The organism is Piezobacter thermophilus, assembly GCF_055386745.1.
Genome location: NZ_AP042380.1, coordinates 188,395 through 200,012 on the forward strand (window position 1 = coordinate 188,395; position 11,618 = coordinate 200,012).

Consider the following 11,618-nt stretch of genomic DNA (forward strand, 5'->3'; position numbering starts at 1 on the left):
CGGCCCGCAAGCCCCTAGTTTGCGCCCATGACACAACCCGCCCCCCTGTTCGACCGCGCAGCTCTTGCCGCCCATCGCGCCCGCGCGCGCCCCGAAGCCCTGTTCCTGCACCGCGCCGCAATGGACGAGGTGCAGGATCGGCTGCAGATGGTTAACAGGACGTTTACGGCGCCGGCCGTGGTGACGCCCTTCGCCGATCTCTGGGAGCCGAAGTTTCCGGGTGCCCGGATTGTTTCGGATGAGGAAACGCTGGCGCTGGAGCGTGGGGCGCATGATCTGGTGATTCACGCCATGGCGCTGCACTGGGCCAATGATCCGGTGGGGCAGCTGATCCAGTGCCGGATGGCCTTGCGCGAAGACGGGCTGTTGCTGGTCGTGGCCCTGGGCGGGCGAACCCTGCACGAGCTGCGCGCGGCGCTGGGTCAGGCGGAAATCGAGATTGCCGGCGGGCTCTCGCCCCGGGTCGCGCCGATGGGCGAGATCCGCGATCTCGGCGCCCTGCTGCAGCGGGCGGGGCTGGCGCTGCCGGTGGCCGACAGCGTGCCGATCCGGGCCGAGTATCGCGACCTGCGCCACCTCATGCACGATCTGCGCCACATGGGCGAGGCCAACGCGCTGACCGGCCGCTTGCGCCGGCCGACCCGCCGGGCCGTGTTCGCGCGGGCCGAGGAGATCTACCGGGAACATTTCCCGGCCCCCGAAGGGCGCCTGAGTGCCACGTTCGAACTGGTCTGCCTGACCGGCTGGGCACCCAGCGACAACCAGCCCAGGCCATTGCGCCCCGGGTCCGCGCAGGTGAGCCTGGCCGAGGCGCTGGGCACCACCGAGACGAAATTGCCCGATTGACCGGGCACGAAGCTGCCCCGACAGAGATGACAGGCAGACATATGCAGGAGCCCACCCCATGACCGACGACACCGCCCGCCCGGCCCACGCGCCCGCCGATCACCCCGCCCTGCCGCCCCGGAAGCTGGGCATCCTGCTGGCCAATCTGGGCACGCCGGACGGCTACGACTACTGGTCGATGCGGCGCTACCTGAATGAGTTTCTCTCGGACCGGAGGGTTATCGACTACCCGCGCTGGAAGTGGCAGCCGCTGCTGCAGCTGGTCATCCTGTCGAAACGTCCCTTCACCAGCGGCGCCGCCTATCGGTCGATCTGGAACGAAAACGCCGGGGAAGGCCCGCTGATGACCATTACCAGGGCGCAGACGGAAAAGCTTGCGGCGGTGATGGCCGAACGCCACGGCGACCAGGTGATGGTCGATTTCTGCATGCGCTATGGCAATCCTTCGACGAAGTCGAAACTGCGGAAAATGATCGAGGCCGGCTGCGACCGGATCCTGTTCTTTCCGCTTTATCCGCAATATGCCGGGGCCAGCACCGCCACCGCCAACGACCAGTTCTTCCGCGCCCTGATGGAGGAGCCATGGCAGCCCGCCGCCCGCACCGTGCCGGCCTATTACGACGACCCCGCCTATATCGAGGCGCTGGCACAATCGGTGACGCGCGCCTGTGCGGCGGCCGAGGCCCGGCCCGAGGTTCTGGTCTGTTCCTATCACGGCATGCCGCAGCGATATCTGGCGCAGGGCGACCCGTATTACTGTCAGTGCATGAAGACGACCCGCCTGCTGCGCGAGCGCCTCGGGTGGGATGACTCGGAGATCGTCACCACCTTCCAGTCGCGGTTCGGGCGCGAGGAATGGCTGCAGCCCTATACCGTCGAAGAGGTCGCCCGGCTGGCCCGCGCGGGGCGCCGGCGGATTGCCGTGATCGCTCCGGCCTTTGCCGCGGATTGTCTCGAGACGCTGGAAGAGATCGATGGCGAGATACGGCACAGCTTCATGGCGGCCGGCGGCGAGAGTTTTACCTACATCCCCTGTCTGAACGACGACGATGCGCATATCGCGGCGCTGGCCGGAATTGCCTCGCGTGAGCTGGGCGGCTGGCTGGAATAGAGCGCCTCGCGCATCGTTGCATTCGCTTTGCCCGGGCGGAAAGCTGCTGCTGGAACGGGGGGGGTGTTCGATCGGGGATGTGGGCCGGGAAGGGGGGCTCTGCCCCCCTCGGCCCTGCGGGCCTCTCCCCCCGGGATATTTGCGGGCCAGAAAAAGAATGCCCGGAAATGAAAGGGTATGGGCGGGGGCGCGGTGCGGATCGCGCCGGTTGGGCGGGGGCGCGCGCGGCCTCGGCCTTTCACATGGCCACTCTGGTGCGAAGAGATGCGCCCTGGCCGGGAAAGGAAAAAGGCGGTGGGAACCCCACCGCCTTTCCTGGTAATTCGTGTTGCCGTCGGATCAGTTCGAAGCGACAGCCGCGCCGACCAGAACCAGCAGGACCAGCGGCAGAACCCAGCCGGTGGACGAGCCCTGAGCTTCTTCCACGACCATCGGAGCTTCGACGACCGGCTCGACCACGGTGCCAGCGGTAGCAGTCGAAGCGGCAGCGGCGAGAGCGGCGGCGAGAACGAGTTTCTTCATGTTAACCTCCAGAATGCGCACGATTCGAACAAAGAACCGTGCTCTCAGTCATACCTCGTGCCTTTTTCTAAGCAGCATTGCCCGTGCATTGCAAATGCTTGTTGGTTTTGGGCGAACTCAGAGAGCAGAAATGTCGTCAAATTGGCAACACTTGCGCTCCGATCTTCGTGATCCTGCCCCCGATTTTCCAGGCAGCCGTCAGGCGCGAATGGTGATCGGTGTGCCGAGCCGCACCATCGCATAGATCTGTTCGATCTCGCGGTTCCTCACCGCGATGCAGCCGGCGGTCCAGTCCGGCCCCTTGCCCTTCTTCACGCCGGGGTTGGGCTGGCCGTGAATGAAGATGTCCCCGCCCGGATCGACGCCCATCGCGCGGGCAAGCTCGATGTCGCGGGCATCGGGGTAGGAGATGCCCACCGAGAGGTGGAACGAACTCTTCGGGTTGCGCCGGTCGATGATGTAGCTGCCCTCGGGCGTGCGGCCGTCGCCCCTTTCCCGTTTCGGGCCGACCGGGGCAAAGCCCAGTGCCACCCGGTAGGATTCCAGCACCTCGTCACCATGCAGCAGGAACAGGCTTCGTTCCCCTTTGTTGAGCACCAGCGACGTGACCTCGGGCCCGTCATAGCTGCGAAACTTGCTGCACCCCGCCAGCGCCAGCGTGGCCAGGGCACCTGCTCCGAATTGCCGCCGTTTCATGTTCATGTCTGCGCGCCTGTCTCGTCCGGTTCCGATCCTGCCTTTTTGCTCATGCTATCACGGAAAGGCCCGCAGAACATCACGATTTTCCGTTCCTTCCGGCGCGGCTGCGCGATTGCGCCGGCGGCTGTTCGGCAGCGGCCAGCCGCCTTTCGATGGCCTCCAGCCGGGCGAGAACCTCGTCGCGATAGGCGTCGGTGCGTTCGCCTTCGGCCTCCTGGTGGGCCTCCTGCATGGAGTTGACGATGAGACCCACCAGCAGGTTCACCACCGCGAAGGTGGTGACCATGATGAAGGGCACGAAGAAGGCCCAGGCATAGGGGTGCACCTCCATCACCGGGCGGACGATGCCCATCGACCAGCTTTCCAGCGTCATGATCTGGAACAGCGAATAGGCCGACCGGCCCATGTTGCCGAACCATTCGGGGAAGGTTTCGCCATAAAGCCCCGTGGCCAGGACCGAGCCGATATAGAAGATGATCGCCATCAGCACGAAGACGCTGCCCATGCCCGGCACCGCGGAAATGAAGCCCTCGACCACCCGACGCAGGCGCGGCGCCACCGACATCAGCCGCAGCACCCGCAGGATCCGCAGCGCCCGCAGGACCGAGATCTGCTGACCCCCGGGGATCAGGGCGATGCCGATGATGATGAAATCGAACAGGTTCCACCCGTTCAGGAAGAACCGCCCGCCGCGCGCCACCAGCTTCAGCGCGATTTCGAGGACGAAGATCGCCAGGCACAGCGCATCCAGCAACCGGATCAGCGTACCCGCGCGCGCCATCAGCGCGGGCGACGTCTCCATCCCCAGCAGCGCCGCGTTGACAAGGATGACCCCGGTGATGAAGCGCCCCGCCGCCGGGCCTTCCACCCAGTCGCCCAGCCTCTGCCTGAAATCCGCCGTCATGGTTCTCCCGTCCGTCTGAAAATGCGCCTTGGGGCGAGATAGTGCCGCGGGCTCACGGCTCCAAGGTAAAGGGAGCTACAAGCTCCACATGCGCCGACCAGCGGAACTGGTCCACCACCCGAATGGCGCCCATCCGGTAGCCTGCCCCGGTCAGGATGCGGGCATCGCGGGCAAAGCTGACCGGGTTGCACGAAACATGGGCAACCACCGGCACCCGCGCGCGGGCGATCAGGGCAATCTGCGCCTCGGCCCCGGCGCGGGGCGGGTCGATCACCACCGCGTCGAAGCGCGTCAGCTCGTCGGCGTCGAGGGGGCGGCGGAACAGGTCGCGCGCTTCGGTCGTGACCGGGCGCAGCCCGCTGCAATGGCGCCAGCCCCGGTCCAGCGCTGCCAGCATCCCGGCATCCGCCTCGACCGCGTGCACGCGGGCGCCTTCGGCCAGCGGCAGGGTGAAGGTGCCGCAGCCGGCGAACAGGTCGGCGATGCGCGAGGCCTGCCCAACCGCTGCGCGCACCGCCTGCAGCAGGGCGGTCTCGCCATCGGCGGTGGCCTGCAGAAAGGCCCCGGGTGGCGGGACCACCCGCGCCCGGCCGAAGCTCTGCCACGGAGTCCGCCGGGTGGCGATGATCTCGCCCTCCCAGGCCAGGCGGGCAAGGTCGTGTCGCTCGGCCAGCCGCGCCAGGGCCTGGCGCAGCGGCCCGTCGAGAGCCTTGCCCTTGCGCACGGCCACGTCCAGCCCGGCCTGCGAAAGCGTGGCAGTGACGGCAAGCTCGCCCTTGCGGCTGGCCCCGGTGCGCGCCAGACCCTCGGCCGCCGGCAATGCCGCCAGCAGTTCGGGCGCCAGCAGGCGGCAGTCGGAAATCTCGGCGATGCTGTCCGAGGCGCGCCCGTGAAACCCGGCAATCGCCCCCTTCCTGGTGCGCCGCGCGGACAGAACCGCCCGCCGGCGCGATCCCGGGGGCGAGGTGTGGACGGGCAGGAAATCGGCCCGGATCCCCTGTGCGGTCAGGGCCGACCGCACGGTTTCCACTTTCCACCGGGCGGTGAAATCCTCGGCCGCATGTTGCAGCCGGCAGCCGCCGCAGGCGCCGTAATGGCGGCAGGGCGGGCGCACCCGGTCCGGCGAAGGCTGCGCGATTCGCACCTCGCGCAGGGTTGCGCCGTCGAGGATGCCGCTGACCGTCTCGCCCGGCAGGGTGCGGGGGATGCGGATCCCCCCCTGCGCGATGCCGTCCGCGTGCCGGTCAAGCCGGAGGATGTCGAAGTGCCCTCTCATGCTGCCCTGATAGCGACGCCCGCCCCGGCGGAAAAGACCCGTGGACGGACGGAGCCGGGTGGGCGGTTGCGCGGCCCTTCTCGCACGACGCACCGAAGCCGGTCAGGGCGAGACATGCTCCGGCCCCGGGAACGCTCAGGGCGTGGTGCTTGCGGTGACGTAGTTCACGGACAGGTCGCGATCGGACAGGTGCCACTGCCAGCTGATCGGGTTGAACACGAATCCCTTGCGGTCCACCGGGTCAAAGCCCGCCTGGCGCAGCAGGTCGTAGAGTTCGTCGGGGGTGATGAAGCGCGACCATTCATGGGTGCCGCGGGGCAGCCAGCGCATGATGTATTCGGCGCCGATGATGGCCGCGGCGAAGGATCTGGCGGTGCGGTTGATGGTCGAGCAGATGTGCAGCCCGCCCGGCTTCAACAGCTGCCGGCACACACCGAGGAACGCGCGCGGGTCGGGGACATGTTCGACCACCTCCATGTTCAGCACCACGTCGAAGGATTCTCCGGCCTCGGCCAGGGCCTCGGCGGTGGTGTGGCGATAGTCGATCTCCAGCCCCGACTGTTCGGCGTGGATGCGCGCCACCGCCACATTGCCTTCGGCCGCGTCGGCGCCCACCACCTCGGCCCCCAGCCGGGCCATCGGTTCGCTGAGCAGCCCACCGCCGCAGCCGATATCGAGAAGCCGCAGGCCGGCAAGCGGCGTTTGCGACGAAAGATCGCGGTCGAACTGGCCGGCAATCTGGGTGGTGATGTAGTCCAGCCGGCAGGGGTTGAGCATGTGCAGCGGCTTGAACTTGCCAGTCGGGTCCCACCATTCGGCGGCCATTGCCTCGAACTTGGCGATTTCGGCGGGGTCCACGGTGGATCGAGGCGCTTGCATTCCGGTCTCCGTTCGCTCTTTTATCATTGTATCGCTATACAGGTCACTAATGGACAAGTACCCGGATCAAAAGCGCGCAGTTCAATATCTGCATCGGCCGGTCGAACCCTTCGACCAGCGCATGATCGATGTCGGCCAGGGCCACCGGGTCTACATGGAGCAATGCGGTAACCCGCACGGCATCCCGGTGATCGTCCTGCATGGCGGGCCGGGGGGCGGGTGCAGCCCGGCCATGCGACGCTATTTCGACCCCGATCGTTACCGGGTGATCCTGTTCGACCAGCGCGGCTGCGGTCGCTCGCGCCCCCATGCCAGCGTGGACCACAACACCACCTGGCATCTGGTGGCGGATATCGAGCGCATCCGCCATCTTCTGGGCATCGACCGCTGGATCGCCTTTGGCGGCAGCTGGGGGGCGACGCTGGCGCTGATCTATGCGCAAAGCCACCCCGAACGGGTCAGTCAGCTGGTCCTGCGCGGCGTGTTCCTGATGACGAAGGCCGAACTCGACTGGTTCTATGGTGGCGGCGCGGGGCGGTTCTGGCCCGAGCTGTGGGCGCGATTCGTCGCCCCGATCCCCGAGGCCGAGCGCGGCGACCTGATCGCCGCCTACAACCGGCGCCTGTTCTGCGGCAACCTGGCCGAGGAAATGAAATACGGCCGCATCTGGTCGGACTGGGAAAATGCCCTGGCCTCGATCCACTCCAACGGTCAGGCGGGGGAAACGCCGGGCGATTACGCCCGCACCTTTGCCCGGCTCGAGAATCACTATTTCCACAATCGGGGATTTCTGGAATTCGACGGACAGATCCTTGCCAACATTGGGCGGATTTCCCACATTCCCGGCGTGATCGTGCAGGGGCGTTACGACATGATCTGCCCACCCAGCAGCGCGTGGAAGCTGTCCGAACTCTGGCCTGCTGCGCAGTTGAGGATGGTGCGGAACGCGGGCCATGCCCTGTCCGAGCCGGGGATCAGCTCGGAGCTGGTGCGCATCATGAACGACCTTGCGCGGGAGATGGCCTGACATGACCCGGATCGACCGCCGCGCACTTTTCACCTCGGGTGCTGCTGCCGCGCTGCTGGCGGCGACCGGCGTGTCGCTGGCGGCGACGCCCCGGCCTGGCGGCCGGTTGCGGCTGGCGGTGCCGCGTGACGGCGACAGCCTGGCGGCGGTGGTGCGTGGCGCGGTCTTCGACACGCTGACCGAGGTGGCGCCCGATGGCGTGCTGCGCGGCGAGCTGGCCGAGAGCTGGCGGGGCGATGCGCAGGCCCGCATCTGGCGGTTCGACCTGCGCGCGGGGGCCCGGTTCCATGATGGCGCCGTGTTTGGCGCCGAAGACGCCGTGCGGTCCCTTTCCGCGCATGATGCCGCCGTGTTGAAGGATGCGCGGATCGAGGCAATCGGTCCGCTTGCCCTGCGGATCGAACTTGCCCGCGGAGACCCGGACCTACCGTTGCGCCTTGCCGATCCGGCGCTGTTCATTGCCCGTGATGGTGAGGTTGCGGCGCGGGACGGGGCGATGAACGGGACCGGGTTGTACCGCGCTGTCCGCCTGCGCGAAGGGCGGCATTTCCTTGGCCGCAAGGTGGTGGACAACTATCGTCGGGACAGGGCCGGCTGGGTCGATGAAATCGAGGTGGTGGTCATCCCCGACGCGAAGGTGCGCGCCGAAGCCCTGCGCGACGGCTACGTGGACGTGGCCGCGTGGCCCGCGCGCGACGGGTTGCGGGGGCGGGGCGATTTCGTCTTTCACCCCTCTGGCGAATCGGTCGAACTGGCCGCGCGGGCCAATGTTGGCGTGCCGCGCAGAATCGGTGCAAACGGTCCGCTGGACGACGGCCGTCTGGTGGAACGCTGGTGGCTGGTCGAGAGCTGAGGAGGGGCGTTTCGGCGGGGGCTCTGCCCCCCTCGGGATATTTTCAGCCAGAAAAAGAGTGCCCGGAAGTGAAATGGCAAGAGCGGGGCGGATCCGGGCCGTTCACCGGGTGCGGCTGTCGGGCGGGCCGAGATAGCGTTGCAGGGCGGGCGGCGGATTGTCGAGCAGTTCGGCGGTGGGCCGGGGCGGGTGTGCGTGCCCTTCGGTGACCAGAACCACTTGGTCGGCGATGCGCCGCGCGTCGTTCGGGTCGTGGCTGACCATCATCAGCGTGGCGCCGGTTTCCTGTACCAGTTCGCTGACGAGGTCGAGCATTTCGGCCTTCAGCGCCGGCCCCAGCGCCGCAAAGGGTTCGTCAAGCAGCAGCAGCGGCCGGTTCTGCACCAGCACCCGTGCCAGCGCCGTGCGGCTTTGCTGCCCGCCCGACAGTGCCGCGGGTTTGCGCGACTCCAGCCCCGCCAGGCCGGTGCGTGCGATGGCCCGGGCCACGCGGGCCTTCTGTTCGGCGTTCAGCCGCAGGTCGGGTCGCACGCCCAGCCCCACGTTCTGTTCCACCGTCAGGTGCGGAAACAGGTTGCCGTCCTGAAACAGCATTGCCACCGGTCTTTGGCCCGGCGGCTCCCGTGTGATGTCACGGCCGTGCCAGAGGATGCGCCCCTTCGGCACCGGGAGGAAGCCGGCGATTCCCTCGACCAGCGTGGACTTTCCCGCCCCCGACGGGCCGATCACCGCAACCTTCTCGCCGGCACGAATGGTGAAATCGGCCCGGGTCGTGAAATCGCCATTGGCGATGATCGTGGCATCAAGCTTCAGCATGCCATCGCCCTCCGCGGTCCAGCAGCCAGAATGCGGCCATCGACAGGCACAGCAGCAGCAGGGCCGCGCCGGCCGCGGCCTCCATCCGGTAGGCACCCATCAGCCGCCAGACCTGAAGCGGCAGGGTGGCACGATCCGGGTCGGCAAAGAGCGCGATCACCCCCAGATCTCCCATGGACAGCGCCGCCGCAAGCCCTGCGGCGAATCCGATCTGGGGGCGCATGCGGGGCAGCAGGACCCGCCGCGCGAAGGGCCAGCCGCCCATGTCCAGCGCCAGCGCCAGCCGCCCGTGGCGGGCCACGACCTCGCAGGCGCGCGGCACCAGGATGCGCAGGGCGAAGGGCAGCGCCATCGCCGCGTTCACCAGGGCCGTGACCGGCAAGGCCAGCGCGCGAGGATCGGCCACCGGGTTGATGATGATGAAAAGCCCGGTCCCGATCACCAGGGGCGAGGCGGCCAGCCCCAGCATGCCGGCCAGCTCGACCCCCGCACGCCGGCCAGTGGCGACGGCCGCGGCCATGGGAAGGGCCAGCGCCAGCAGCAGCGCGGTGCTGCCGGCCGCCACCGTCACCGAGGTCAGCGCCGCGCGCCACACCCCGGCCGGAAGCGAAAGGATGCCCGGCACGCCCCTGGCGACGACTGCTGCCAGCGGGAGTGCCAGAAAAAGGGTGGCGAGGCCGATCAGCACCGCGTCCAGCGCCACCAGCCCCGCGCCGTTTGCGTCCCATCTCTGCACCGGGCGGTCCAGCCCCGCGCCCGGCCCCTCGTGCCGCGCGGCCCTCAGCGCCAGCAGCGCGGCGGCGCCGGTCAGCAGGATCTGGATCGACGACAGCATCGCTGCCCGCCCGAGGTCGAAATCGAAGCGGAAAGCCTGGTAGATGGCCAGTTCGACGGTCGTGGCCCGTGGCCCGCCTCCCAGCGTCAGTGCCACGGCAAAGCTGGTCAGGCAGATCGCGAACACCACCGCCAGCGCGCCCGGCACCACCCGCGCCAGCATCGGCCGCTCAAGCAGCCGCCGGATCTCGCCCGGCCCGGCGCCAAGTTGCGCGGCCAGGCGGAACCGCTCGGCCGGGATTTCCTGCCAGCCCTGCAGGATCAGCCGGGTCGCCAGCGGCAGGTTGAAGAAGACATGCGCCAGCACCACGCCGTGCAGCCCATAGATCTGCAGCGGCCCCAACCCGGCAAGCCCCAGCGCCTGACTGACCCAGCCATTGCGTCCGAACACGGCCAGAAGCCCCAGAACGGCAACGATCACCGGCAGGATGAAGGGCGCTCCCATCAGCGCGATCAGCACCCGCCGCCCGGCAAAGCGCCGCCGGGCCAGCGCCCTGGCGACGGGAACCGCAAGGCCGACGCTGATCGCGGCCGACAATGCGGCCTGCAAGACGGTGAACCGGACCGCGGCCCAGTCGGCAGGCCCCAGCCCGCGCCCGGCCTCGGCCCGCAGGAACACCGCCGCCAGAGACCCCAGGGTCAGCGCGCCGACCGCGGCCGCCGCGCCGATACCGGGCCCGGCGCCTACTGGCTGAGCGCGTCGCGCCATTCCGCCAGCGCCGCATCACGCAGCGCGGCCGCCTCGTCTTCGGGCAGCAGAAGGGCCCGGCCCGGTTGAATCAGCCCGTCGAAGCCCTCGGGCAGGCCGGCCTTGGGGGTTACCGCCGGATACATCCAGTTGGTGGTGGGAATGATCGACTGGAAGGTGTCCGAGACCATGAATTGCAGAAACCTGTCCGCCAACTCGGGGTGATCGGAGGCGGCCAGCTTCGCCGCCACCTCGACCTGCATGTAATGGCCCTCGTCAAAGGCGGCGGCGGCCTTGCTCGCATCCTTTTCGGCGATCAGGTGATAGGCGGGCGAGGTGGTGTAGCTCAGAACCATGTCGGCCTCGCCATCCAGAAACAGCCCGTAGGCCTCGGACCAGCCCCTGGTCACCGTCACGATATTGTCGGCCAGATCCTTCCAGATCCCGGCCGCCTCGTCGCCATAGGCGGCCTTCACCCACATCAGCAGACCCAGACCGGGGGTGGATGAACGGGGATCCTGGATCACGATCTTCAGATCGCTGTCGGCCAGAGCGCGGAAACTGGTGGGTGCGTCAAGCCCGGCATTGTGGACGAAGGCGAAATAGCCCCAGTCGTAGGGCACGAAAACGTCGTCCTGCCACGGGATCGGAAGATCGAACTCCGCCTCCACCGCATGCGGGGCGAACAGCCCGGTGGCCCGCGCCGCCGCGGTCAGATTGGTATCCAGCCCCAGAACCACATCCGCATCCGACCGCGCCCCCTCCAGCCGGATCCGGGCCAGCAGCGCGGCCCCGTCACCGGCACCGACGAATTTCAGGTCGCAATCGCAAACCTCCTCGAACGCCGCCTCCACCGCGGGTCCCGGCCCCCAGTCGGAAACGAAACTGTCATAGGTATAGACGACCAGTTCGGGCTTCTCGGCAAATGCTGCCGTCGCCGTCATCATCACGCCCGCTGCAAATGCAAGATGTTTCATGGCATCCTCCGTTGCGGCGACAGGGCAAGGTCTACGGGGATGTCCATATCCTTCCCTCCGCCGGTATTAGCCGGTTCAGGTTCAACGGGTTCGCGATCTTCGCGTCTCAGCCCCCGCACGGGGCACCCCGAGGTGTCGCGCAGCCTATGCCTGCCCGCCACGCTTGGCAACCGTCTCTTCCTCTTG

General features: G+C 68.1%; 12 protein-coding genes and 1 riboswitch. Of the genes, 4 read left to right on the forward strand and 8 right to left on the reverse strand.

The window, feature by feature from the left end; all coding sequences use genetic code 11:
• The first annotated feature begins 27 nt into the window (after window positions 1-27).
• Together ACZ5CM_RS00905 and hemH are read left to right on the forward strand one after the other, a co-directional pair.
• Window positions 28-846, forward strand: a complete 819-nt coding sequence (locus ACZ5CM_RS00905) for a methyltransferase domain-containing protein (RefSeq protein ID WP_464640427.1) — start codon at window positions 28-30, stop codon at window positions 844-846.
• A gap of 58 nt (window positions 847-904) precedes the next feature.
• Window positions 905-1,957, forward strand: a complete 1,053-nt coding sequence (gene hemH, locus ACZ5CM_RS00910; protein ID WP_464640428.1) for a ferrochelatase — start codon at window positions 905-907, stop codon at window positions 1,955-1,957.
• A gap of 339 nt (window positions 1,958-2,296) precedes the next feature.
• Here the strand turns inward: hemH and ACZ5CM_RS00915 are convergent, their stop codons facing one another.
• From ACZ5CM_RS00915 to ubiG, 5 genes are all read right to left on the reverse strand, one after another.
• Window positions 2,297-2,479, reverse strand: a complete 183-nt coding sequence (locus ACZ5CM_RS00915) for a hypothetical protein (RefSeq protein ID WP_464640430.1) — start codon at window positions 2,477-2,479, stop codon at window positions 2,297-2,299.
• A 198-nt stretch (window positions 2,480-2,677) separates the two neighbouring features.
• Complete coding sequence (locus ACZ5CM_RS00920) at window positions 2,678-3,175, reverse strand: L,D-transpeptidase family protein (protein ID WP_464642667.1); 498 nt, start codon at window positions 3,173-3,175, stop codon at window positions 2,678-2,680.
• 79 nt (window positions 3,176-3,254) lie between these two features.
• Window positions 3,255-4,082: an ion transporter gene (locus tag ACZ5CM_RS00925; protein WP_464640432.1), complete on the reverse strand. Its 828-nt coding sequence runs from the start codon at window positions 4,080-4,082 to the stop codon at window positions 3,255-3,257.
• Window positions 4,083-4,134: 52 nt separating this feature from the next.
• Window positions 4,135-5,358 carry a class I SAM-dependent RNA methyltransferase gene (locus ACZ5CM_RS00930; protein ID WP_464640434.1) on the reverse strand — a complete coding sequence of 408 codons (1,224 nt, stop codon included), beginning with the start codon at window positions 5,356-5,358 and terminating at the stop codon, window positions 4,135-4,137.
• A gap of 135 nt (window positions 5,359-5,493) precedes the next feature.
• Window positions 5,494-6,237, reverse strand: coding sequence for a bifunctional 2-polyprenyl-6-hydroxyphenol methylase/3-demethylubiquinol 3-O-methyltransferase UbiG (gene ubiG / locus ACZ5CM_RS00935; protein WP_464640436.1), 744 nt, complete (start codon window positions 6,235-6,237; stop codon window positions 5,494-5,496).
• 49 nt (window positions 6,238-6,286) lie between these two features.
• Between ubiG and pip the strand changes: the two genes are divergently transcribed.
• Together pip and ACZ5CM_RS00945 are read left to right on the forward strand one after the other, a co-directional pair.
• Window positions 6,287-7,264, forward strand: coding sequence for a prolyl aminopeptidase (gene pip / locus ACZ5CM_RS00940; protein ID WP_464640437.1), 978 nt, complete (start codon window positions 6,287-6,289; stop codon window positions 7,262-7,264).
• A 1-nt stretch (window position 7,265) separates the two neighbouring features.
• Window positions 7,266-8,117 (forward strand): ABC transporter substrate-binding protein, encoded by an 852-nt coding sequence (locus tag ACZ5CM_RS00945; protein WP_464640439.1) that lies wholly within the window; start codon window positions 7,266-7,268, stop codon window positions 8,115-8,117.
• A gap of 102 nt (window positions 8,118-8,219) precedes the next feature.
• Here ACZ5CM_RS00945 and ACZ5CM_RS00950 read toward each other — a convergent pair whose 3' ends face one another.
• The 3 genes from ACZ5CM_RS00950 to thiB are packed head-to-tail and all read right to left on the reverse strand — an operon-like array spanning window position 8,220 to window position 11,432.
• Window positions 8,220-8,933, reverse strand: coding sequence for a thiamine ABC transporter ATP-binding protein (locus tag ACZ5CM_RS00950; protein ID WP_464640441.1), 714 nt, complete (start codon window positions 8,931-8,933; stop codon window positions 8,220-8,222).
• Window positions 8,920-10,476, reverse strand: a complete 1,557-nt coding sequence (locus tag ACZ5CM_RS00955) for an ABC transporter permease family protein (protein ID WP_464640443.1) — start codon at window positions 10,474-10,476, stop codon at window positions 8,920-8,922. The genes ACZ5CM_RS00950 and ACZ5CM_RS00955 overlap by 14 nt, the downstream gene beginning before the upstream one ends.
• On the reverse strand, window positions 10,452-11,432 hold the full coding sequence (thiB, locus tag ACZ5CM_RS00960; RefSeq protein ID WP_464640444.1) for a thiamine ABC transporter substrate binding subunit: 981 nt from the start codon (window positions 11,430-11,432) through the stop codon (window positions 10,452-10,454). The genes ACZ5CM_RS00955 and thiB overlap by 25 nt, the downstream gene beginning before the upstream one ends.
• A 35-nt stretch (window positions 11,433-11,467) precedes the next feature.
• Window positions 11,468-11,572: riboswitch (TPP riboswitch) on the reverse strand.
• Between the last annotated feature and the right edge of the window lie 46 nt (window positions 11,573-11,618).